Annotated in this window: 18 protein-coding genes; 13 read left to right on the top strand and 5 right to left on the bottom strand. The window is 62.4% G+C overall.

Going from position 1 to position 22779, the window contains the following annotated elements; genetic code table 11:
• Window positions 1-10: 10 nt before the first annotated feature.
• Entirely contained in the window at window positions 11-778 is a 768-nt protein-coding gene (locus tag Q0105_RS10115) for a glycosyltransferase (RefSeq protein WP_298211344.1), read from the bottom strand.
• Complete coding sequence (locus tag Q0105_RS10110) at window positions 778-1251, bottom strand: YhbY family RNA-binding protein (protein ID WP_298211342.1); 474 nt, start codon at window positions 1249-1251, stop codon at window positions 778-780. Before Q0105_RS10110 ends, Q0105_RS10115 begins: the two co-directional genes overlap by 1 nt.
• Before the next feature lie 33 nt (window positions 1252-1284).
• Between Q0105_RS10110 and Q0105_RS10105 the strand changes: the two genes are divergently transcribed.
• From Q0105_RS10105 to glmM, 4 genes are all read left to right on the top strand, one after another.
• On the top strand, window positions 1285-1947 hold the full coding sequence (locus tag Q0105_RS10105; RefSeq protein WP_298211340.1) for an RlmE family RNA methyltransferase: 663 nt from the start codon (window positions 1285-1287) through the stop codon (window positions 1945-1947).
• 173 nt (window positions 1948-2120) lie between these two features.
• The gene (gene ftsH / locus Q0105_RS10100; protein WP_298211338.1) at window positions 2121-4040 is read left to right on the top strand and encodes an ATP-dependent zinc metalloprotease FtsH; all 1920 of its coding nucleotides are present in this window, start codon (window positions 2121-2123) and stop codon (window positions 4038-4040) included.
• Window positions 4041-4156: 116 nt separating this feature from the next.
• A complete protein-coding gene (gene folP / locus Q0105_RS10095; RefSeq protein WP_298211336.1) occupies window positions 4157-4987 on the top strand; it encodes a dihydropteroate synthase in 831 nt (276 codons plus the stop codon).
• Between the two features lie 97 nt (window positions 4988-5084).
• The gene (glmM, locus tag Q0105_RS10090; RefSeq protein WP_298211334.1) at window positions 5085-6419 is read left to right on the top strand and encodes a phosphoglucosamine mutase; all 1335 of its coding nucleotides are present in this window, start codon (window positions 5085-5087) and stop codon (window positions 6417-6419) included.
• A 15-nt stretch (window positions 6420-6434) separates the two neighbouring features.
• Here the strand turns inward: glmM and Q0105_RS10085 are convergent, their stop codons facing one another.
• Entirely contained in the window at window positions 6435-8660 is a 2226-nt protein-coding gene (locus Q0105_RS10085) for a bifunctional diguanylate cyclase/phosphodiesterase (RefSeq protein ID WP_298211332.1), read from the bottom strand.
• Between the two features lie 117 nt (window positions 8661-8777).
• Window positions 8778-11708, bottom strand: a complete 2931-nt coding sequence (locus Q0105_RS10080; RefSeq protein ID WP_298211330.1) for an EAL domain-containing protein — start codon at window positions 11706-11708, stop codon at window positions 8778-8780.
• A gap of 240 nt (window positions 11709-11948) precedes the next feature.
• Between Q0105_RS10080 and Q0105_RS10075 the strand changes: the two genes are divergently transcribed.
• From Q0105_RS10075 to sixA, 3 genes are all read left to right on the top strand, one after another.
• The gene (locus Q0105_RS10075; protein WP_298211328.1) at window positions 11949-12788 is read left to right on the top strand and encodes a GNAT family N-acyltransferase; all 840 of its coding nucleotides are present in this window, start codon (window positions 11949-11951) and stop codon (window positions 12786-12788) included.
• A 269-nt stretch (window positions 12789-13057) separates the two neighbouring features.
• Window positions 13058-15166, top strand: a complete 2109-nt coding sequence (gene ppk1, locus Q0105_RS10070; protein ID WP_298211326.1) for a polyphosphate kinase 1 — start codon at window positions 13058-13060, stop codon at window positions 15164-15166.
• Window positions 15166-15627 carry a phosphohistidine phosphatase SixA gene (sixA, locus tag Q0105_RS10065; RefSeq protein ID WP_298211324.1) on the top strand — a complete coding sequence of 154 codons (462 nt, stop codon included), beginning with the start codon at window positions 15166-15168 and terminating at the stop codon, window positions 15625-15627. Before ppk1 ends, sixA begins: the two co-directional genes overlap by 1 nt.
• A 17-nt stretch (window positions 15628-15644) precedes the next feature.
• Here sixA and Q0105_RS10060 read toward each other — a convergent pair whose 3' ends face one another.
• Window positions 15645-17123 carry a Ppx/GppA phosphatase family protein gene (locus Q0105_RS10060; RefSeq protein WP_298211322.1) on the bottom strand — a complete coding sequence of 493 codons (1479 nt, stop codon included), beginning with the start codon at window positions 17121-17123 and terminating at the stop codon, window positions 15645-15647.
• A gap of 255 nt (window positions 17124-17378) precedes the next feature.
• Here Q0105_RS10060 and pstS point away from each other — a divergent pair, with 255 nt between their 5' ends.
• The 6 genes from pstS to phoB all read left to right on the top strand — a co-directional run bounded on the left by pstS (window position 17379) and on the right by phoB (window position 22741).
• Entirely contained in the window at window positions 17379-18401 is a 1023-nt protein-coding gene (pstS, locus tag Q0105_RS10055; protein WP_298211321.1) for a phosphate ABC transporter substrate-binding protein PstS, read from the top strand.
• An 80-nt stretch (window positions 18402-18481) separates the two neighbouring features.
• Window positions 18482-19501 (top strand): phosphate ABC transporter permease subunit PstC, encoded by a 1020-nt coding sequence (gene pstC, locus Q0105_RS10050; RefSeq protein ID WP_298211319.1) that lies wholly within the window; start codon window positions 18482-18484, stop codon window positions 19499-19501.
• A 37-nt stretch (window positions 19502-19538) separates the two neighbouring features.
• The gene (gene pstA / locus Q0105_RS10045) at window positions 19539-20393 is read left to right on the top strand and encodes a phosphate ABC transporter permease PstA (protein WP_298211317.1); all 855 of its coding nucleotides are present in this window, start codon (window positions 19539-19541) and stop codon (window positions 20391-20393) included.
• A 43-nt stretch (window positions 20394-20436) separates the two neighbouring features.
• Window positions 20437-21219, top strand: a complete 783-nt coding sequence (gene pstB / locus Q0105_RS10040; RefSeq protein ID WP_298211315.1) for a phosphate ABC transporter ATP-binding protein PstB — start codon at window positions 20437-20439, stop codon at window positions 21217-21219.
• Between the two features lie 92 nt (window positions 21220-21311).
• A complete protein-coding gene (gene phoU, locus Q0105_RS10035) occupies window positions 21312-22013 on the top strand; it encodes a phosphate signaling complex protein PhoU (RefSeq protein WP_298211313.1) in 702 nt (233 codons plus the stop codon).
• Between the two features lie 20 nt (window positions 22014-22033).
• Window positions 22034-22741, top strand: a complete 708-nt coding sequence (gene phoB, locus Q0105_RS10030; protein WP_298211310.1) for a phosphate regulon transcriptional regulator PhoB — start codon at window positions 22034-22036, stop codon at window positions 22739-22741.
• Window positions 22742-22779: the final 38 nt, after the last annotated feature.

Below are 22779 nucleotides of genomic sequence, written 5' to 3'. Positions count from 1 at the left end.
TTTTGTGCGCCTATTCGTGCCAGTGCTCTGCCACCCAGGTGGCGGGCCGGATGTAGCGAAAGCGCCGGTTGCGCCGCCCTGCCAGTGCATCCGGTGGGTTGCATTCCCCATGAAAAATCACGATGCGCGCGCCTGGCGGCACAAAGGGCGCTTGCCAGTAGTTGGTGGGCCAGGGAGGAATGCCGTGGTATTTGAAGCTGGGGCACCAAGCCTCGGGCCAGTATTGCAGTTTGCCTTGCCGGTGCAGAAAGTCGGACAGATAGGCCTGCTCGTTGCGGAACTGCGTGCGAATTTCAGCAAAATGCCCGCGAAAGTACTCCAGCACGTCAGGATGTGCGCCCAACTCGAACCGGTACACCGACGAATTGCCGGTGATGCGCCAGGGGCGCTTGTAGTCGTGGATGATCAGAAAATCGCCGGGCTGGGTGAAGAACTCATCCAGGCTGCCGGTGATGACCACGTCCACATCAAGGAACAGAGCCGTGCCCTTGAGGCCATGCAGGTCTTGGCTGAAGGTGGCCAGCTTGGTCCAACCCCGCTCGGGAATGCCGGGGGGCAAATCCAGCGGGGGGATGGGCAGGCATTGCACTTCGCTGCGGATGCCGGTGCCGTCATCCGTCAGGCAGACAAAGCGGAAGTCGCCGGTGAGGTGCCGCCGAACCATCGCATACAGCCGGTTGACATACTCGGGGCCGTATTTTGTGCCCCATTTCATGCAAAGGATGTAGCGGGTGGGCGCCATGCCATCCGGGACCGCAGATGCTGCCGCAGGACTCATCAGTCGGCCTGGCGCTTCTTGATGGATTTTTGTTTGGGCTTGGCGCGCTTGATCTGGCCGCCGGAGGTGAGGCGCTGGTTGCCCAGCACGCGGAGTTGCTTGATTTCGGGGCGTTGGCCGCCGCGCTTGCTGTACTTGAGCACCTTGACGTCACGGGGGCCGGGCATACGGTCTTCGTCGATCACGCGCTCCTTGGCCGGCTGGGGGCGCCACAGCACCAGCAGCTTGCCGATGTGCTGGATAGGGGCCGCGTTGAGATCGGCTGTGAGTTGCTGGTACATCAGCTCGCGGGCTGTGCGGTCGTCATTGAAAACGCGCACCTTGATCAGCCCGTGGGCGTTCAAGGCGGCATCGATCTCCTTTTGGACGGCAGGCGTGAGTCCATCGCCGCCGATCAGGACCACGGGGTCCAGGTGGTGGGCATTGGCGCGTTGTTCCCGGCGCTCTGCGGGAGTCAGTTGAATTTGGGGCATGGGCCGTATTATCGAGGCAGGAAGAAAAAAGTAATGAAAGTCAAAACCCAAAGCAAGAAGGTCAATAAGGCGTGGCTCAATGACCACGTCAATGACACCTATGTCAAATTGGCACACAAAGAGGGCTATCGCGCCCGTGCCGCCTACAAGTTGAAAGAAATCGACGAGCAACTCGGGCTGATCAAGCCCGGCTACACCGTGGTCGATTTGGGGTCTACGCCGGGCGCCTGGAGCCAGTATCTGCGCCGCCGCATGTCGCCTTCTGGCGCAGCAGCGGGGCAGCTCAACGGTGCCATCATCGCGCTGGACATCCTTCCCATGGAGCCCATCGAGGGCGTTACCTACCTCAACGGCGATTTTCGCGAACCCGATGTGCTGGAGCGCCTGGAGCAGGCGCTCGAAGGCCGGGTGGTGGATGTGGTGGTGTCCGACATGGCTCCCAACCTATCGGGTATCGAGTCTGCAGACGCGGCCCGCATTGCCCATTTGGTGGAGTTGGCGGTGGATTTTGCTTGCAACCATTTGAAACCGGACGGGGCGCTGGTGGTCAAGCTGTTTCACGGCAGCGGTTACGGCGATCTGGTGACCTTGTTCAAGCAGACCTTCAAGGTGGTCAAACCGCTCAAACCCAAGGCTTCGCGCGACAAGTCGTCTGAGACCTTTTTGGTGGGCATGGGGCTCAAGAAATCAGCCTGAGCAGCCGCACTTCAGGTCAATATTTCGTGAAATACGGCGGCAAAGCCCGTGCTGATTCCATGGCTGTGAGTGGGAATAAGGATGGCCCGTCGGCTTGAAAGACCTAAAATGGGCCAAACATACGCCGTGACGGCAGTGTGTCCGTTTTCTGTTCTCTGCAACTGGAGCCCCGCTTGAACAATCAGTGGTTTTCAAAAATTGCCGTATGGCTGGTCATTGCCATGGTGCTGTTCACGGTGTTCAAGCAGTTTGACACCCGCAGTGGCGCCAGCTCTGGGCATGTTGGCTATTCCGAATTTCTCGACGAAGTCCGGAACAACCGTATCAAGAGCGCCACCATTCCCGAAGGCCTGAGCGGTGGTGAAATTGTTGCCATCACGACCGACGACCGCAAGATTCGCACGAACGCGTCTGTGCTGGACCGCGGTTTGGTGGGCGACCTTCTGAACCACAACGTCAAATTCGACGTGAAGCCCCGCGAGGAAGGCTCCCTGCTCATGACCCTGCTGGTCAGCTGGGGTCCCATGCTGCTGCTGATCGGCGTGTGGGTGTATTTCATGCGCCAAATGCAGGGTGGCGGCAAGGGCGGTGCCTTCAGCTTCGGCAAGAGCAAGGCGCGCATGCTCGACGAGAACACCAACCAGGTTACTTTTGCCGACGTGGCGGGTTGCGACGAGGCCAAGGAAGAAGTCAAGGAAGTCGTGGACTTCCTGAAAGACCCTCAGAAATTCCAGAAGCTTGGCGGTCGTATTCCGCGTGGCTTGCTGCTGGTTGGCCCTCCAGGCACCGGTAAAACCTTGCTGGCCAAGTCCATCGCTGGCGAAGCCAAGGTACCGTTTTTCAGCATTTCGGGCTCCGACTTCGTCGAAATGTTTGTCGGCGTGGGTGCTGCCCGCGTGCGTGACATGTTCGAGAACGCCAAAAAGAACGCCCCTTGCATCATCTTCATCGATGAAATCGACGCAGTGGGTCGCCAGCGTGGCGCGGGCCTGGGTGGTGGTAACGACGAGCGTGAACAGACCCTGAACCAGATGCTGGTTGAGATGGATGGTTTCGAAACCAACCTGGGCGTGATCGTAGTGGCTGCCACCAACCGCCCCGACATCCTGGACGCCGCCTTGTTGCGCCCCGGTCGTTTTGACCGCCAGGTCTATGTGACGCTGCCCGACATCCGTGGCCGCGAGCAGATCCTGAACGTGCACATGCGCAAGATCCCCGTGGGGCAGGACGTGAACCCCGGCATCATTGCCCGAGGCACACCTGGCATGAGCGGTGCCGACCTGGCCAACCTGTGCAACGAGGCCGCGCTGATGGCGGCACGCCGCAACGCGCGCACCGTAGAGATGCAGGACTTTGAAAAGGCCAAGGACAAGATCCTCATGGGCCCCGAGCGCAAGAGCATGGTCATGCCCGAGGAAGAGCGCCGCAACACGGCCTACCACGAGTCCGGCCACGCCCTGATCGGCAAGCTGCTGCCCAAGTGCGATCCGGTGCACAAGGTCACCATCATTCCCCGTGGCCGTGCTCTGGGCGTGACGATGAGCCTGCCTGCGCAGGACCGCTACAGCTACGACCGCGAGTACATGCTCAACCAGATCAGCATGTTGTTCGGCGGCCGCATCGCCGAAGAAGTGTTCATGAACCAGATGACCACCGGTGCCAGCAACGACTTCGAGCGCGCCACACACATTGCGCGCGACATGGTCACCCGCTACGGCATGACGGATGCCCTGGGCCCCATGGTCTATGCGGAAAATGAAGGCGAAGTCTTCCTGGGCCGTTCGGTGACCAAGACCACCACCATGAGCGAGCAGACCATGGAAAAGGTGGACATGGAAGTGCGCCGCATCATTGATGATCAGTACAATCTGGCCCGCCGCCTGATCGAAGAGAACAGCGACAAGATGCACGCCATGGCCAAGGCCTTGCTCGAATGGGAAACCATCGATGCCGAACAGCTTGATGACATCATGGCTGGCAAAGAGCCCCGTCCTCCCAAGGATTGGACGCCACGCACGCCGCCCTCGGGGGGCGACAACTCCAGCGGCGGCACACCAGCGGTGGCAGCGGACACCGCGCCCACGGCCGCCTGAGGGGCCTGTTGCGTCTCCAGCCGTTTCAACGGGGCCTTTGTGCCCCGTTTTTCATGGCGATTGCTTTGGCTTAGGTGCTGCGTCGATGGCACATCCGTGCTTCTTTTGATGAATCCATGATCTGGCAGACCTCCCGTTTCTCCATTGACCTTGAACGGCCCCAGGTCATGGGCATCGTCAACGCCACCCCTGACTCCTTTTCAGATGGTGGCCGCCATGGCTCCACCGTGGCGGCCCTGCGGCACTGTGAGCAGCTTCTCAAAGAGGGGGCCGATATCCTGGATATCGGGGGAGAGTCCACCCGGCCTGGCAGTCCGGCCGTGCCGCTGGATGAAGAACTGGCCCGTGTCGTCCCGCTGGTGCGCGAAGCCGTGGCTTTGGGCGCACCGATTTCCGTGGACACCTACAAGCCCGCCGTGATGCAGGCCGTGCTTGATTTGGGTGCGGACATCATCAACGACATTTGGGCCTTGCGGCAGCCTGGCGCGTTGGACGTGGTGGCCGCACACCCGCAATGTGGGGTGTGCCTGATGCATATGCACCGTGACCCGCAGACCATGCAACTCGCTCCCATGGAGGGTGATGTTGTGTCACAGGTGCTATCATTTTTAGAGCTGCAGGCGCTTGATCTGCTTGCGCTAGGGGCTCAAAAGAATCGAATTGTTCTGGACCCTGGGATTGGTTTTGGCAAGACGGTGGAGCAGAACTTTGCCCTGCTGGCCCGGCAGGGCACCTTGCTGGCTGCGGGTTACCCGTTGCTGGCGGGCTGGTCGCGCAAGTCGTCTTTGGGTGCTGTGACGGGGTGGGATGTGGAGCAGCGCATGGTGCCCAGCGTGGCCGCCGCTGTTCTGGCGGTGGAGCGGGGCGCATCGGTGGTGCGTGTGCACGATGTGAAAGAGACGGTGGCGGCGCTGGCGGTATGGTCGGCCATGCAGCGGGCTGGCTGACCGTGCGAAAAAAGGCGGAAATTCGCAAGGCATGATGGAGTGCCTCGCCGCCTGTAATGAGGGCAACAATGAGATCAACACGAGGAGACGCTACAACATGACGCGCAAGTATTTTGGAACCGATGGCATTCGTGGCACGGTGGGGCAAGCGCCCATCACGCCGGATTTCGTACTGCGCCTGGCCCATGCCGTGGGCCGGGTGTTGCGCCAGACGGAAGAGCGCCCGACGGTGCTGATTGGCAAGGACACCCGCATTTCGGGCTACATGCTCGAGAGCGCGCTGGAGTCCGGCTTTAACTCTGCGGGGGTGGATGTGGTGCTGCTGGGCCCGTTGCCGACGCCCGGCGTGGCCTATCTGACCCGCGCCCAGCGGGCCAGTCTGGGTGTGGTCATCAGCGCAAGCCACAACCCCTATCCCGACAACGGCATCAAGTTCTTCAGCGCGCAAGGCACCAAGCTGTCGGACGCCTGGGAGCTGGCCGTGGAAGAGGCTCTGGGCGAGTCGCCGGTGTGGGCTGATTCCGCCAGCTTGGGCAAGGCGCGGCGGCTGGATGATGCAGCGGGACGCTACATCGAATTCTGCAAAAGCACTTTCCCGCAGGATTTGACCCTCAAGGGGTTGAAGATCGTGGTGGACGCGGCCCATGGCGCTGCCTACCAGGTGGCCCCCAAGGTATTCCATGAGTTGGGTGCAGAAGTCCTGTCGATCGGGTGTGCGCCCGACGGTTTGAACATCAACCAGGAAGTGGGAGCCACGCACCCCGACGCCCTGGTGCTCGCTGTCCGCGCCAACCATGCGGACTACGGTATTGCACTGGATGGCGATGCGGACCGCCTGCAGGTCGTGGACGCCACGGGGCGCTTGTACAACGGCGATGAGTTGTTGTACCTGATGGCCTCAGACCGTATGGGGCGCGATGAGCATGTGCCCGGCGTGGTGGGCACCCTGATGACCAATATGGCGATCGAGGTGGCCTTGCGGGAACGGGGTGTGAAGTTCGTGCGCGCCAAGGTGGGTGATCGCTATGTGCTGGAAGAGTTGGCGCGCAACCATTGGGTGCTGGGGGGCGAGGGCTCCGGCCACTTGCTGGCCCTGGACCGCCACACCACAGGCGACGGCCTGGTGAGCGCCCTGCAGGTGCTGCAAGCCTGCGTGCGCAGTGGGCAGACGCTGGCGCAATTGCTCAGCGCTGTCACGCTGTACCCGCAAGTGCTGCTCAATGTCCGTTTGGCTCCGGGGCAGGACTGGAAGTCCAACCGCTTGTTGGCTGACACAACCCAGGCCGTCGAGCAGGAGCTGGGCGCATCGGGCCGCGTGCTCATCCGCGCCAGTGGCACCGAGCCGTTGCTGCGCGTGATGGTGGAGGCGTCGGATGCGCAACTGGCCAACTCTTGCGCGCAGCGGCTGGCGGATGCTGCCCGCGCGGGGTGACTGTTTCACATTTTCTTAGCCGAGGTGCTGGCGCATAAAGGCTTCCGCCTCAGCCGCCGGCAACGGCGTGCTGAAGTGGTAGCCCTGGGCTTCATCGCATCCTTGGGAGTGCAGGAAGGCCCGTTGGTCTTCCGTTTCAACCCCTTCGGCCGTGGTGCGGATGCCCAGCGCCTGCGCCATGCGGATGATGGCGCTCACGATGGCGCGGTCGTTATTGTCGTTTCCTAGATCGCGTACGAAAGACTGGTCGATCTTGAGCTTGAAGATCTGGAATCGTTTGAGCTGGCTCAGCGACGAGTAGCCGGTGCCAAAGTCGTCCATCGACATCCGAACGCCCCGCGCGTGCAGTTGATCCATGGTGGCCACGGCGGCATGCGGGTCGTCCACGGCCACGCCTTCGGTGAGCTCCAGCTCCAGCGAGTCGGGGGGCAGGTCAAATTCCGCTAATATGCGGCTCACGAGTTCGGGCAACCGGGGCTGGCGAAACTGGATGGCGGAGAGGTTCACCGCCATCGAGAGCTCTGGAAACCCCCCGGTCCGCCAGGCCTTGAGCTGCGCCAATGCGGTGCGCAGCACCCACTCGCCAATCTGCAGAATCTGCCCGCTGTCTTCTGCGATGGGGATGAATTCTGCGGGTGAGATGTTGCCCAGCTCCGGGTGCTGCCAGCGAAGCAGTGCCTCCACGCTGCGCACGGTGCCTGTGGTCAGGCTCATCTGGGGCTGATAGTGCAGCCGAAGCTGGTCGCGCTCCAGCGCTCGGCGCAACGCGTTTTCAAGCTGCAAAGCGCGTACCGACTGGGCCTGCATTTCGGGGGTGAAGAACCGGAAGGTGTTGCGGCCATCGAGTTTGGCGCGGTACATGGCCACGTCCGCCGACTGGGTGAGCGTGTCGAAATCGGTGCCGTCTTGCGGAAACAGAGCAATCCCCATGGATGGAGCCATGGTCAGCTCGTGGTGATTGATCTGGTAATGCTGGCGCGACGCTTCCTGCAGCTTTCCCGCCACACGGGCGGCTCCATGCGCGTTGGCGCCAGGCAGCACCAAAATGAACTCATCGCCACCGAGGCGCGATACGGTGTCCCTGTCGCGCACTACCGCACGCAGCCGCTTGGCGATCTCGATCAGCAGTGCATCGCCCACACGGTGTCCCAGAGAGTCGTTCACTTGCTTGAAGTGGTCCAGGTCCAGAAAGATCACGGCCAGCGGCGTGTTGTTCTCTTGAGCTACCCGAATGGCCTGCAGGGCCCGCTCGGCCAGCAGTGTGCGGTTGGGCAGGCCGGTGAGTGCGTCGTAGTGGGCCAGCCAGTAGATGCGTTCCTGGTCGGCTTTGCGGTCGTTGATCTCACGGTGCAGGTTGTCCACCGTCTCGCGCAGTTCACGGGTGCGGTCCTGCACCTGCTGTTCCAGCTCTTCATGCGCAAGAGCGAGCATGGCCTGGGCGTGCTTGCGATCCGTGATGTCCATCGTGATCCAGATGGACCCCTGGGAAGGATCGGCAGGGTCGATGGGCTTGCTGCGCACTTCGCAGATCACGGGCGTGCCATCTTTGCGGCACAGTTCCACTTCGCCTTCGTAGGTTTGCCCGGCGGCCAGGTGCGGGTAGCAGCGGCGGCCTACCTCTTCCCAGGCTGCGTCGGAGGTATACCACCGGCGTGACGAGCTGCCCATGAGTTCGCCGGGCTGAAAACCGAGCATCTGCTCGAAGTGCCCGTTGCATCGGGTCATGTGGCGGTCGCGCAGAAAAACGATGCCGACCATGGCGTTGTCGAACAACAACTGCTTTTCGCGTACCGCCGCACCCAAGGCAGCCTGGGCGCGCTTTTGCTCGTCGATGTCATCCAGGATCCAGATGGAGCCCTCGGCGGTGTCGTGCGGGTTGATGAGCCGCCCCGTGAGGTTTCCCCAGAAAAGGGTGCCATCGCAGCGGCGCAATTGGCGTTCCACGCGGAACGACTGCCCCTGTACCAGCACGGGATAGGCCGCGCGGCCCAGATCCCTGAATGCGTCGCGATTGGGATAGAAGGCTTCGGTGTTGAGCCCTATCAGGCGTGCGGGGGTGGTGTAGCCAAAGATTTCTGCGTACCGCTGATTGCAGCGGACCACGCTGCGCTGGCGCAAAAAAACAATACCAACGCCTGCGTTGTCGAGCAGGATTTGTTGTTCGCGCAGTGTGCGTTGCAGGGGGGTATCGTGGGCAACTCCAGGACGCTGCAGTTCCGGAGCGCTGTACGGCGGAGGCATAGAAACCAGTACGGGCGGTGGGCCAGATGGCCTCAAAATTTGTACCAAATTGTAGCAGCGTCACCTTGTGTCCCGGCTGAGGAAATATCACGCAGGAGGTGGTGCCGCAATTGGGTGCTATGGATGTTGTTGACTGTTGCCCATCTGCTCGCGCAGATAGGCCTCGAATGCGTCTGCGGGCAGGGGGCGACTAAAGAAGTAGCCCTGGCCTTCGTCACAGCCTTGTTGCCGTAGAAAATCAAGCTGTCCGTCAGTTTCCACCCCTTCGGCCGTGGTCTGCATGCCCAGCGCCTGTGCCATGCGAATGATGGCGCTCACGATGGCGCGGTCATTGGCGTCGTCGTCCAGGTCGCGCACAAACGATTGATCGATCTTCAGCTTGTAGATCTGAAAACGCTTGAGGTAGCTCAGCGAGGAATACCCGGTGCCGAAGTCGTCCATCGATAGGCGCACACCCCGTTCGTGCAACTGATCCATCATGGCGAGCGCGGCCGCTGGGTCGTCTACGGCCGCACCTTCGGTCAGCTCCAGCTCAAGCCGACGTGCGGGCAGCCCGGCCTGTTTTAGACAGCGCGTCACCATCTCGGGAAGCTGCGGGTGGCGAAACTGCACGGCAGAGAGGTTGACGGAGATGGCCCGCAGGGGCAGTTGCATGTCCAGCCACCGCTTGGCATCGTTCACTGCAGTGTGGAGCACCCATTCGCCAATCGCAATGATCATGCCGCTGCTCTCTGCCACGGGGATGAACTCGGCAGGGGACACCATGCCCAGCTCGGGGTGGCGCCAGCGCAGCAGGGCCTCGGCCCCGACGACCCGGCGTGTGGCAAGTGCAACCTGGGGCTGGTAGTGCAGTTCAAACTGGTTGCGCTCCAAGGCACGGCGCAAGGCATTCTCGATCTGCAGGGCGCGGGCGGTGCGCGCCTCCAGGTCGGCTGTAAAGAAGCCATATTGGTTGCGCCCGCTTTGCTTGGCCCGGTACATGGCTGCATCCGCGCGCTGGTACAAGGTGTCGAATGAACCACCGTCGGCCGGGTACATCGCAATGCCCACGGATAGCGTGGTGGTGAGTTCGTACGGGTCGATCTGGAAAGGCTGGGCCACGGCGGCCAGCAGTTTGTTCGCCATGTCGGCCGCTTGGGCTGCGGATGCCGACGGCAGCAACAGCAGAAACTCGTCACCCCCGAGGCGAGAGACGGTGTCCTGGGGGCTTAGCAGGGATTGCAACCGACGCGCCACGGCCATGAGCAGGATGTCGCCGATGCGGTGGCCCAACGAGTCATTCACATTTTTGAAGTGATCGAGGTCCAGGAACAGCACCGCCAGCGTGCCATTCCTGGTCTGCTCATCGCTGATCTGCTGCCTGGCCCGCTCGGCCAACAGGGCGCGGTTGGGCAGATCGGTCAGCGGGTCGAAATGTGCCAGACGCTCGATGCGGTCTTGGGCTTCACGCTGCAGGGTGATGTCGCGAAACAGCGTGATCGAATGGGTGGTGGCGCCATTGCCATCACGCACACTGCTTACGGACAACCACTGTGGATAGGCGGACCCGTCCTTGCGTCGGCCCCAAGCCTCGCCCTCCCAGCGTCCTTCCTGAGCGAGTTGGGCGTAAAGGGCATCGGCATTGAAGTCCCGTGTGGGCTCGGCCACGGTGAGCAGGCGCATGGATTGGCCCACTGCTTCGGACTCGGAATACCCGGTGATGCGGCTGAACGCCCGGTTGATGCGCACGATGGTGTGGGAGGCATCGGCGATCACGATCGCTTCGCTGCTCTGGTTAAAAACCTGGGCGGTTAGCAGCAATTGCTCTTGAGACCGCTTGCGTTCCGTGATGTCTCGCGACAGGAGAATGAAGCGGGGTACAGCGTCGGCGGAGCCAGCCTTGCGGGCCGCCGACAACTCAAACCAGGTGGCCCCGAGGTCTGGCAGATCCTGCACAATTTGCCGCCCTGTGGACCATCCCTGTGCCTGGGCCTCCTTCAATACGTCCATCACCGACAGCGCAGCCAGCGCTGGCAGCACATCGGTCACGTTGCGCCCGATCAACTGGTCGGCAGGCGCCATCAGCAACTCGGCGCGCTGGCTATGTACGCTGCAATAGCGGCCGTTTTGGTCGATCTCGAACAGCGGGTCTGGAATGGCGTCGATGGTGGCCCGCAACTGTTGCTGGGTGGCCTGGATTTCCGAGGTACGCTGGGCCACCTGGAAGGCCAGTCCACGCTCGTGGGACTTCAGCGCAACAAGCAGGCGAGCGAGGTAGGCCATGATCAGCGCGAACAGCAGCCCCACTGTGCAGCGCAGAGCCAGCACGGCAGGGGATCCCCAGCCATTGGCAGGCGCGAGGCTCAGCGTCCATTGCCCATTGGGCAGGGTCAGGGAGCGGCCTACGGCATCGCTTGCGGGCGGCGGGCTGGAGGCCGTGATGGTCTGCTCCTCGCCATTGTCGGGCCGCACGCGCCACAGACGATAGTGGTAGCCGCGCTCGGTGAGCTGAGGCAACCGGGTGGCTGCAAGTACCTCGGGCAGGCGGATGGTGACGTAGGTGAACCCCCAGAAGCTGCGCTTTCCCTTGCTGTCATCCAGGTACACCGGCTGGCGGCCCACCACACCCAGACCTCCCTGAACAAGCTCAATGGGGCCCGCCAACGTGAGCAGGCCTGTATCCCGTGCGCGGATGGACTCAGGGCCTTGCCGTGGATCTTTGAGCTGGTCAAAGCCAATCACGTTTTCGTTGCCCTGGCGCGGCACCACCTGTCGCACGACGCCGCCGGGCGAGAGGCCCATGGCTGCAATGCCAGGGTAGAACGGCAACATCTGCGTGCCCACTTCCTCGAACTGGGTGACATTGCCCTGTCCCTGGCGAACCAGGGCCACCAGCGCATTGTTGGCCGAAAGCGCCAGCTCTATGGCGCGCTGCAGCGCCTGCACATGGTCGCCGGCCATGTCTGCGGCCTGAGTGCGTTGCTGGGCGTGGTCTTGGCGTTCCAGCGTCCAGACCAAGGCCCCTGCGCAGACCGCCGTCAATACAAAGACCGCCCAAAAAGCGGTCATGGGGCGGCGAGAAAGAGTGAGTGTAGGTACTGGCACAGGTGCGATTTCCTGGACCAATTATGCAGGCCCGCAGACGGTAAGGGACCGAGTGTCGGGTGTGAAGATCGTTGTCATTTTGTTGAAATGTTTTCGACATGGTGGCGTCACGCGTCAATTTCACACTCCAGCCCAGGGAAACGGATTTTCCAAGTGGCTGGAGTTTCCGGCCGTCCCCGTTCGCACCGAAAGAGATGTTTCATCATGAACGAACTGCCCCGCCTGACGCTGCCCCTTGCTTCTGACGCCCTTGCCAATGGGCCTTCCCACGGTCGCGTGGTGGTGGTCTCTGGATCTGTAACGTCCGCCCATGAGCGTGGCGCCATTCAGATCACCTGGGCGAGGCATCTGGATGAGGTGCGGGAGGCGCAGCGGCTCCGGTTCGATGTTTTCGCGGCTGAAATGGGCGCTCGATTGACGACCCCCATTCCCGGCCACGATGTGGACCTGTTCGACGATTACTGTGAGCACCTTCTGGTGCGCGATGTCCAGAGCCAGCAAGTCATTGGGACTTACCGTGTGCTCACGCCCGCGCAGGCCAGACGGGTGGGGGGCACCTACAGCGACACGGAGTTTGACCTGACTCGCCTGCGCACCCTGCGCCCCCGCATGGTGGAGTTGGGCCGCAGCTGTGTGCATCCTGACCATCGCCATGGTGGCGTGATCATGGCCCTGTGGAGTGCACTGGCAGGCTTCATGGTGCGCAACCAGCTTGACACCATGATTGGCTGTGCCAGCATTCCAATGCTCCACAACGGTGTGGTGAGTGGCGATGCTGCGGCCAGCATCTGGCAGCAGGTGCGCGCTACCCATCTTGCACCGATTGAATACCACGTGCTGCCGCGTTTGCCGTTGCCGGTGGAGCATCTGGATGGCTCCACTGTCGTGGAGGCACCCGCCCTGATAAAGGGCTATTTGCGTCTGGGCGCGCGCGTGCTGGGCGCCCCCGCCTGGGACCCCGACTTCAACACCGCAGACCTGCCGATGCTGATGCGCCTGGCAGATCTGCACCCGCGCTATCGGAAGCACTTTCTGGGGGCTTGATGTACACCGCAGCGCGCTGGACTTCACTGGGGTCCAGACTGCACAATTGTTTCAGCAATACCTCGTGCCCGTGTGCAGTGCCAATCCCGGTGCGTTTGTCGTTTGTGTCTGTTACGCAGACTGTCACATCGTTGTCATTCGGCCGCTGAATACTGGAGCCACCCTGCACTTGCCGCGTTTGCATATCCATGTTGCCCTTGCTTCCTTCCGATGCCGCTTCCTTGCAACGCGAGCGCTCAGGCGCCGTAGCAGATTCATCTCCGGCCCCCATGCCCGATAGCGGTCGTGTGCCCGATGCCGCTGGCGCGCCACCGCCCATGTTTCTGGACCGCGACCACAGCATTCTGGCGTTCAATGAGCGGGTGTTCGATTGGGCGGTGCGCACCGACGTTCCCTTGCTGGAACGCCTGCGTTACCTGTGCATCGTGTCCTCCAACCTCGATGAGTTCTTCGAGGTGCGCGCGGCCCCCCACATCACCGCTGCCAAGAAAGGGGAGACGAAAGGGCTCTACACCACGGACTCGTTCGAGGCGCTTTCGGCCAAGGTCCACGATCTGGTGGAGCGGCAATACACCTTGTACAACGATGCCCTGGTGCCCGCCTTTGCCAAACATGGCATCCGCATCGTCGGCCATAGTGAGCGGTCACCCGAACAACAACGCTGGGTGCACGACTACTTCGCGCGCGAAGTCCGCCCGCTGTTGATTCCTGTGGGGCTGGACCCCGCGCATCCGTTCCCGCAGGTCGCCAACAAGTCTCTGAATTTCATCGTGCGTCTCAAGGGGCGGGATGCCTTTGGCCGCGAGAATGAAATCGCCATCGTCAAGGTGCCGCGCGCGCTGCCGCGCCTGATCCGCATGCCTGCCAAGGTGGCGCCCAAGGAGGCGCTGTTCGTGAGCTTGTCGAGCGTGGTGCGCTCACATCTGGAGGACCTTTTTCCGGGCCGTGAGGTGACCGAGTTCTCGCAGTTTCGCGTCACGCGCCACTCCGATCTGGCGCTGGACGAGGAGGACGTGCGCAACCTGCGCACCGCCCTGCGGCAAGGGCTGCAGCATCGCCACTATGGGCAAGCCGTGCGGCTGGAGGTGTCTGCCGGTTGCTCCCAGGTTTTGTCGGACTTTTTGCTGGAACAGTTCGGCCTGCCGGCTGCGGCCCTGTACCGAGTGCATGGCCCCGTGAATCTGGTGCGCCTGACGCAGTTGGTGGATTTGGTGAACGACCCCGCTTTGCTGTTTCCTGCCTGGAGTTCCTCGTGGCCACGGCAACTGCAGCCCGGTGTTTCCATCATGGAGCAACTGCGCCAGCGGGATGTGTTGATCCACCAGCCATTCGAGAGTTTTGACGGCCTGCTGGCCTTCTTGCGTGAGGCGGTGAATGACCCCCAGGTGCTGGTCATCAAGCAGACCATCTACCGCACTGGGGCTGATTCGGAGCTGATGGACTTGCTTTCGGAGGCGGTACGGCGGGGCAAGGAGGTCATGGCGGTGGTTGAGCTGAAGGCGCGCTTTGATGAAGAGGCCAACATCAACTGGGCCGAGGCGCTGGAGTCGATTGGCGCGCAGGTGGTGTATGGCGTGGTGGGGCTCAAGACGCACGCCAAGATGCTGCTGGTCACGCGCAGGGAAGGGCGACAGTTGCGGCGCTATGGGCACCTTTCCACAGGCAACTACAACGTGCGCACCGCCAGGCTCTATACGGACCTGAGCTACCTCACGGCAGACGAGGAAACCACCGCCGACATGGATGGGGTGTTCAATCATCTGGCCAGCCAAAATCGCCCGCCCAAGCTGCGCAAGCTCATGCTTGCGCCCTTTCATTTGCACCGCCGCATGAACGAGAAAATCGAGCAGGTGGGGTTGGCGGCGAGCCGTGGTGAGGACGCGCGCATCGTCGCCAAGATGAACGGGCTCACGGACGAGTCGCTGATACGTGCCCTGATCCTGGCAGGCCAGCGCGGGGCGCGCATTGACCTTATCGTGCGCGGTGCCTGTATGCTGGCGGCGCAGGTGCCAGGGGTGACGGACAACATCCGCGTGCGTTCGGTGATTGGCCGCTTTTTAGAGCACACGCGGGTTTTCTACTTCCGTGCAGGTGCGGAAGAAGACCTTTATCTCTCCAGCGCCGACTGGATGAACCGCAACATGATGCGCCGCGTGGAGCTGGCCTGGCCGGTCACCGACCCCGGCCTGCGCCAGCAGATCGTGGATGAATGCCTGGTGGCCTACCTGCACGATGACCGGGATGCCTGGACGTTGAATGCACGCGGCACCTATGACCGTGCGCCGCGCCCGGTGGATGGGCTGGGCGCGCAGGATGCCTTGATGGTGCGCTACGGACCCGTCTCCCCGATTTCGCGCATCGCTCAGAGGGCGGCGTGATGGACCTGATTCTTTGGCGTCATGCAGAAGCAGAAGAGATGGCGGATGGTGGCGACGACCTGGCGCGGGCTCTGACCTCCCGGGGGGAGAAGCAGGCGGCGCGCATGGCCGCTTGGCTGGACCGCCAGTTGCCTGAAGGTTTGCGTGTGCTGGCCAGCCCCGCGCGGAGGACCGAACAGACGGCCAGCGCCTTGGGGAGAAAGTTCAAGATGAGGGCAGAGTTGCAGCCGGGCGGAAGCATTGAGGACCTGCTGGAACTGGCCCAGTGGCCCCGCGCCAAAGGGGCGGTGTTGGTGGTCGGGCATCAGCCGGTGCTGGGGCAGGCCATTGCACAGTTGCTGGAGCTCAAGGTGCAGGAATGCGCGGTCCGCAAGGGCTCGGTGTGGTGGCTGCGCCACCGCCAGCGACTGGACCAGGGCCAGACGGTCTTGCTGGCCGTGCAGTCGCCCGAGTTTCTGTAGCTAAAAAGCGGCCTTGTTCAAGGCAGGTCTAGGGACAGCTCCCAGGGCGTTTTTTGCCAGGCCTGCGCCTCTTCGCGTAGCAGGTGTGCCGATTGTGGGTAGGCCGTGGCCCAGCCGGGCCGGGCATTGGCACAAAAGCGTTGTCCGTTGCGCTGCAGCCGCAGGCCCGTGGTGTCCGGGTCGCGGCGCGCGTGGCACAGGGCCACGGCGAGCCGCAGGCTCAGCAGTTGCAGCACGAAAGTCGGGTCGTCCAGGTCCGCGCCGAGCTTGCGAACCTTGCCGCGTTGCCCCTGCACCAGCACTCCCAGGTGATGCAGTTCGGGCACGGCAAAGCCTGCAGCGTCGGTGTTGTCCAGGATGTAGGCGCCGTGGCGGTGGTAGTCGCTGTGCGATACGAGGCAACCGATTTCGTGCAAGCGGGCGGCCCAGTCGAGCTTGCGCGACGCACGCTCGCTGTCGGCGGGCGCTGCCTGGTCAAACAACGCGCAGGCCGTGCGCGCTACCCGCTCTGCATGCTCCATGTCCACACCAAAGCGCTGCATGAGCCCGTTGACGGTGGTGGTGCGCAGATCGGTGCCTGGCTGCTCGCGGTCCAGCAGGTCATAGAGGGCGCCCTGGCGCAGCGCGCCCTGCGCCACCTGCATTTCGTCGATTTCGAGCAGGTCAAAAATGGCGCGAAGCACGCTGATGCCGCCCCCGATGACCGCGCGCCGCTCTTCCTTGAGCCCTTCCATGCGAAGCCGGTCGGCGTTTTGCGCGCGCAGGATGCGGTCATGCAGCCAGTTCAGGCCATCGCGGGCGATGAGCCCTTCGGGACCGCCTGCGGCCGCAAGCACGTCCCCCACGGCGCCTGCCGTGCCTGAAGATCCGTAGGCCACCTCCCAGGCGTCTGGCCTGAAGGTCGCCAGGGCTTCGTCCAGCACTGCCTTGGCCGCGATCTCGGCGGCCAGAAAGGCCTTGGCAGTGAACTCGCCGTTGGCAAAGTAGCGCTGGGACCAGGCGACGCTGCCCACGCGAAATGACGCCACCGCATGGGGAGTGAACTGCTGGCCGAGGATCAGCTCGGTGGAGCGCCCTCCGATATCGATCACCAGCCGACGCTCGTCCGATTGCGGCAGAAGCCGCGCCACGCCCTGGTAGATCAAGCGGGCTTCTTCGGGGCCGGACACCACGTCGATGGGGTAGCCCAGCACCTCACTGCCGCGCGACAGAAACTCCTCGCGGTTGCGGGCTTCCCGCAGGGTCTGCGTGGCCACGGCCCGGACCTGCGCGCGGGGGAACCCGGCCAGCCGCTCGCCAAACCGCGCCAGGCAGGCCCAGCCGCGCTCCATGGCATCGCGTGTCAGGTTGCGGTCTTCGTCCAGTCCATTGCCCTGGCGCACGGTTTCCTTGAGGTATTCCACCCGTTGGATGTGACCGAATTCATAGCGCCCGATTTCAAGGCGAAAGCTGTTGGAGCCGAGGTCGACCGCGGCGAGGCGTGTGCCGTTCTGCATGTTTTTTTGGTGGAAGCGTCGTTCAGCATCGTACCGCGAGCTTTCGGTGGCCAAACCCTGCGGCCGTCGCTGGTGGGAGGGGGAAATGAGCCTTGGGAGTCTGTGCCGAATTTATGACAAATGAGTGACGGCCCAGGGTGCAGCCTGGTGCGTTTGTGGCAATGACCCGAAGACGGCCCTTGTGTGTCACTGAATTGTCATCTTGGGGCCCTAGAGTTCGTGCTGTTCCTGTTAACCCTAGCCGAAAGGTCATCAATGAAACGCACATTTCTCAAAACCGTCGCAGTAGCACTGGCTTCCATGGCTGTCGGCAGTGCTTTTGCGGCGGACATCACCGGCGCAGGCGCAACCTTTCCGTTCCCTATGTATGCCAAGTGGGCCGAAGCCTACAAGAAGGAAACGGGCACGGGCCTTAATTACCAGTCCATCGGCTCCTCCGGTGGCATTCGCCAGATCCGCGCCAAGACCGTTGTTTTTGGCGCCACGGACGCACCCGTGTCGGGCGCAGATCTTGAAAAAGACGGCATGGTGCAGTTCCCCGCCATCATCGGCGGCACGGTGCCTGTGATCAACCTGGAAGGCTTCAAGCCCGGCGAGCTGCGTGTGACCGGCCCTGTGCTGGCCGACATTTTCCTGGGCAAGATCGCGAAGTGGAATGACGCCAAGCTCTCCGCCCTGAACCCCGGCAAGACACTGCCCGACCAGAACATCACCGTGGTGCACCGTGCCGACGGCTCTGGCACCACCTTCAATTGGACCGATTATCTCTCGTCCGTCAGCAAGGAATGGGCTGACTCCGTGGGCAAGGGCGCGGCCGTGAAGTGGCCTGCGGCCTCTTCGGTGGGCGGCAAGGGCAACGAGGGCGTGGCCGCCAACGTGACCCGCGTGAAGGGCGCTGTGGGCTATGTGGAATACGCCTACGTCAAGAAGAACAACATGAACTTCCTGCAGCTCCAGAACGCAGACGGCAAGTACGTGAGCCCCGACGACACCACGTTTGCAGCGGCGGCCGCCAGCGCTGACTGGTTCAGCACGCCGGGCATGGGTATTTCGATGGTGAATGCCAAGGGCGCCAACAGCTGGCCGGTGAGCACGGCCTCGTTCATCCTCATGTACAAAGACCCGGCAGACAAGGCCCAGTCGGCCGAGGTGCTGAAGTTCTTTGAATGGGCGTTCAAGAGCGGCAAGGGCATGGCGGCAGATCTGGACTATGTGCCCCTGCCAGACAGCCTGACCGCCGAGATCCGCTCCAAGGTCTGGTCGCAAATCAAGAAATAAGGTCGTTTGCCCCAGAATACCCCCCATCGGCCGGCGCGCCTGGCCGATGGGTGCTGGTTTTTGGGGCTTCCAGAAGCCAGATGGGAGTCAACATGAGCGTGGGAACCACCATGAGTTCGCAACCTGTGTCCGTCAAGACGACGGACGTCCCCACTAAAACCATGGTGTCGATTGCCAGACGCCAGCGCCTGCAGGACATCTTCTTCCACCGGTTGACCCAGAGCCTCTCCTTGCTGGTGCTGGCCGCGCTGCTCGGCATCATCGTCTCGCTTTTCATCTACGCATGGCCGGCTTTTCACAAGTTCGGCGTCCAGTTCATCTGGCGTGTGGAGTGGGACATCGTCAACGAAGAATTCGGTGCCGCCATCGCCATCGTGGGCACCCTGGCCAGCGCGGGCATTGCGCTGCTGATCGCAGTGCCGTTGGCCTTTGGCATCGCTTTGTTTCTGACCGAAACCTGCCCGGTGTGGCTGCGCCGCCCCCTGGGCACTGCGGTGGAGCTGCTGGCGGCCGTGCCATCCATCATCTACGGCATGTTCGGCCTGTTCGTGTTTGCACCGTTGTTTGCCGACTACTTTCAGATGCCCGTGCAAAAGCTGCTGGGCTCCATGCCGCTGGTGGGCTTTCTGTTTGGTGGCAGCACCAACGGCTTTGGCATCCTGGCGGCGGGCATCGTGCTTGCCTTCATGGTGCTGCCCTTTGTGGCGGCCGTGATGCGCGATGTGTTCGAGATCGTGCCGCCCATCCTGCGCGAGTCCGCGTACGGCCTGGGCTGCACCACCTGGGAAGTGGTGCGCCGCGTGGTACTGCCCTACACACAAAAGGGTGTGATTGGCGGCGTGATGCTAGGCCTAGGCCGCGCGCTGGGTGAGACCATGGCGGTGACCTTTGTGATCGGCAATGCCAACCGCATGCCCACGTCGCTGTTCTCGCCAGGCACTTCCATCGCTTCGACCCTGGCCAACGAGTTTGGCGAGGCGGCGGATTTTCACCTGTCCACCTTGTTCGCACTGGGCTTTCTGCTGTTCGTGATCACCTTCGTGGTGTTGTCCGCCGCCAAGATCATGCTGCTGCGCGCCGAGAAGGCCAAGGGCCTCTGACCCCGAGTCGATGAATCCTCGCTATTGAGATATGCCCATGGAATTCAACCAACAACTCTACAAAAAGCGCCAGCGCTCCAATGCCATCGGCCTGACCCTGTCCCTGGGCGCGATGGTGCTGGGCCTGTTCGTGCTGCTCTGGATTTTGAGCGTGCTGCTGTCCAACGGCTTTGCCGCACTGGACTGGAACATGTTCACCCAGTCCACCCCGGCCCCTGGCTCGGAAGGTGGCGGCCTGGCCAATGCCATCGTGGGCAGCCTGATGATGGTGGGTTTCACGGTGCTGGTCTCCACCCCCATCGGCGTGCTGGCAGGTGTGTACCTGGCGGAATACAGCGACCGCAGCAAGACAGCCGAACTCACCCGCTTCGTCACCGACATCATGTTGTCGGCACCTTCCATCGTGCTGGGTCTGTTCGTTTATGCGATTGCCGTGGCCACGGTGGGTAACTTCTCTGGCTGGGCTGGCAGCTTGGCACTGTCGCTGATTGCTGTGCCCGTGGTGGTGCGCACCACCGAGAACATGCTGCGCCTGGTGCCCGGCAGCCTGCGCGAAGCGGCCTTTGCGCTGGGTGCGCCGCGCTGGAAGGTGTCCACCATGGTCACCCTGCGTGCGGCCCGCAGCGGCGTGATGACCGGCCTGCTGCTGGCCGTGGCCCGCATCAGCGGCGAGACGGCGCCTTTGCTGTTCACGGCGCTCAACAACCAGTTCTTCAGCACCAACATGAATGCGCCCATGGCCAACCTGCCCGTGGTGATCTTCCAGTTTGCGCTGAGCCCTTACGAAAACTGGGTGCGCCTGGCCTGGGGCGGGGCGCTGCTCATCACGCTGTCGGTGCTGATTCTCAACATCGTGGCGCGGGTCTTCCTGCGCGAGAAAAACCGGGTTTGATCCCGTCCATCGACCAGATCGCCTCTATTTTCAGGATTCGACAATGAATGCCACCGCTACCGCCATCGCCAGCAAGAATGCGCTGGAGCTGCGCAACCTGAGTTTTTACTACGGCAAGTTCCAGGGCCTGCGCAACGTCAGCCTCAACATCGCCGAGCACAAGGTGACTGCCTTCATCGGCCCTTCGGGCTGCGGAAAGTCCACGCTGCTGCGCACGCTCAACCGGATGTACAGCCTGTACCCCGGCCAGCGTGCCGAGGGCTCCATCAGCTTCTACGGCCAGGACATTCTGGACCCCAAGCAGGACATCAACCTGCTGCGCGCGCGCATCGGCATGGTGTTCCAGAAGCCCACGCCGTTTCCCATGTCCATTTACGACAACATCGCCTTTGGTGTGAAGCTCTACGAGAGCCTGAGCAAGAGCGAGATGGACGACCGCGTGGAATGGGCGCTGTCCAAGGCCGCGCTGTGGAACGAGGTGAAGGACAAGCTCCACCAAAGCGGTTTGTCGCTCTCTGGCGGCCAGCAGCAGCGCCTGTGCATTGCGCGCAGCGTGGCGGTGAAGCCTTCGGTGTTGCTGCTCGATGAGCCCACCTCGGCGCTGGACCCATTGTCCACCGCCAAGATCGAAGAGCTGATCGACGAGCTCAAGCACGACTACACCATCGCCATCGTGACGCACAACATGCAGCAGGCCGCGCGCTGCAGCGACTACACCGCCTACATGTACCTGGGCGAGATGATCGAGTTTGGCGCCACCGAACAGATCTTCTTCAAGCCTGAGCGCAAGGAAACCGAAGACTACATCACCGGCCGTTTCGGTTGATCGGTTGATTGCTATGTTATTGATAGCTGCTTGTGCTTGATAAATAAGCGCTGGAGCCAGATTTGATTCATAACCGTGAGGTTGTACACCCAATGCCCGACAAACACCTTTCCTCGCAGTTCGACAGCGAACTCAACAGCGTCTCCGCCCGCGTCATGGAAATGGGCGGCTTGGTGGAGTCGCAGATCCGCCAGGCGGTCTATGCCCTGTCCCAGTTCAGTTTGGAGGCCGTGGAAACCGTTGCCTCCATGGAAACCCGTGTGAATGCGATGGAGGTCGAGATCGACCAGGAGCTGTCCTCCATCATCGCCCGCCGCCAGCCCACAGCGCGCGACCTGCGCCTGCTGCTGGCCTTTTCCAAGGCCACGGCCAACCTGGAGCGCATGGGCGACGAGGCCAACAAGATGGCGCGCATGGTGCGCTCCATCATTGAAGGTGGTGCGCCGCGCTCCTTGCCCTCCAGCGATCTGCGTGTGGCGGCCGATCTGGCTTCGGGCCAACTGCGCAAGACGCTGGATGCATTTGCAAGGCTGGACGTCAAGGCCGCCGTGGCCATCCTCAAGGAAGACGACCTCATCGACAAGGAGTTCGACGGCTTCGTGCGCAAGCTCATCACCTACATGATGGAAGACCCGCGCACCATCTCGCCCAGCCTGGACCTGCTGTTCCTGGCCAAGGCCATCGAGCGCATCGGAGACCATTCCAAGAACGTGGCCGAGCTGATTATCTATTTGGTCAAAGGCAAGGATGTGCGCCACACTGCCCTCGACGAGATCGAGTCGACCGTGCTGTAACAGAGGGCGTTGGCACATTTATGAGAAAGCTCCCCCGTGTCCTCATCGTGGAGGACGAACCTGCCATCGCCGAGCTGATTGCAGTGAACTTGCGCCACAACGGATTCCAGCCCTTCTGGGCGGAAGACGGCGACTCTGCCCAGCGCGAGCTCGATGCTGTGCTGCCCGATGTCATCCTGCTTGACTGGATGCTGCCTGGGCAAAGCGGCCTGTCGCTGGCCCGCAAATGGCGTGCGGACAGCCGCACCAAGCCCATCCCCATCCTCATGCTCACTGCGCGTGGCGACGAGCCCGACAAGATCGCGGGGCTGGATGCTGGCGCCGACGACTACATCACCAAACCGTTTTCCACGCAGGAGCTGCTGGCCCGCATCCGGGCCGTGCTGCGCCGCCGCGCGCCCGAGCAGGTGAGCGACAGCGTGACCATTGGCGAGCTGGTGCTGGATGCCGCGACCTACCGCGTGTCGTTCCAGGCGCAGCCCCTCAAGGTCGGCCCTACCGAGTTCAAGCTGCTGCATTTTTTGATGAAGCATGCCGAGCGCGTGCACAGCCGCTCCCAGTTGCTCGACAAGGTGTGGGGCGACCATGTTTTCATCGAAGAGCGGACGGTGGATGTGCATGTCAAGCGCTTGCGCGAAGCCTTGGGTGCTGCGTCCGTGATGGTGGAAACCGTGCGCGGCGCGGGTTATCGGCTGACGGCCCAGCCGCAGGTGCAATTACAGGCCTGATGGGGTGGTTTTGATGCGGTCAATGGGCGCGTGTGCTG

The organism is Acidovorax sp. (assembly GCF_027492855.1).
Classification (GTDB): domain Bacteria; phylum Pseudomonadota; class Gammaproteobacteria; order Burkholderiales; family Burkholderiaceae_C; genus Acidovorax.
This window is presented reverse-complemented; position numbering and strand designations above follow the sequence as displayed.

Bases quoted from the DNA above. Each gene is read 5' to 3' on its own strand.
- Q0105_RS10115 (WP_298211344.1), bottom strand. From the start codon at position 778: ATGAGTCCTGCGGCAGCATCTGCGGTCCCGGATGGCATGGCGCCCACC.
- Q0105_RS10110 (WP_298211342.1), bottom strand. From the start codon at position 1,251: ATGCCCCAAATTCAACTGACTCCCGCAGAGCGCCGGGAACAACGCGCC.
- Q0105_RS10105 (WP_298211340.1), top strand. From the start codon at position 1,285: ATGAAAGTCAAAACCCAAAGCAAGAAGGTCAATAAGGCGTGGCTCAAT.
- folP (WP_298211336.1), top strand. From the start codon at position 4,157: ATGATCTGGCAGACCTCCCGTTTCTCCATTGACCTTGAACGGCCCCAG.
- glmM (WP_298211334.1), top strand. From the start codon at position 5,085: ATGACGCGCAAGTATTTTGGAACCGATGGCATTCGTGGCACGGTGGGG.
- Q0105_RS10085 (WP_298211332.1), bottom strand. From the start codon at position 8,660: ATGCCTCCGCCGTACAGCGCTCCGGAACTGCAGCGTCCTGGAGTTGCC.
- Q0105_RS10080 (WP_298211330.1), bottom strand. From the start codon at position 11,708: ATGACCGCTTTTTGGGCGGTCTTTGTATTGACGGCGGTCTGCGCAGGG.
- Q0105_RS10075 (WP_298211328.1), top strand. From the start codon at position 11,949: ATGAACGAACTGCCCCGCCTGACGCTGCCCCTTGCTTCTGACGCCCTT.
- ppk1 (WP_298211326.1), top strand. From the start codon at position 13,058: ATGCCCGATAGCGGTCGTGTGCCCGATGCCGCTGGCGCGCCACCGCCC.
- sixA (WP_298211324.1), top strand. From the start codon at position 15,166: ATGGACCTGATTCTTTGGCGTCATGCAGAAGCAGAAGAGATGGCGGAT.
- Q0105_RS10060 (WP_298211322.1), bottom strand. From the start codon at position 17,123: ATGCAGAACGGCACACGCCTCGCCGCGGTCGACCTCGGCTCCAACAGC.
- pstS (WP_298211321.1), top strand. From the start codon at position 17,379: ATGAAACGCACATTTCTCAAAACCGTCGCAGTAGCACTGGCTTCCATG.
- pstC (WP_298211319.1), top strand. From the start codon at position 18,482: ATGGGAGTCAACATGAGCGTGGGAACCACCATGAGTTCGCAACCTGTG.
- pstA (WP_298211317.1), top strand. From the start codon at position 19,539: ATGGAATTCAACCAACAACTCTACAAAAAGCGCCAGCGCTCCAATGCC.
- pstB (WP_298211315.1), top strand. From the start codon at position 20,437: ATGAATGCCACCGCTACCGCCATCGCCAGCAAGAATGCGCTGGAGCTG.
- phoU (WP_298211313.1), top strand. From the start codon at position 21,312: ATGCCCGACAAACACCTTTCCTCGCAGTTCGACAGCGAACTCAACAGC.
- phoB (WP_298211310.1), top strand. From the start codon at position 22,034: ATGAGAAAGCTCCCCCGTGTCCTCATCGTGGAGGACGAACCTGCCATC.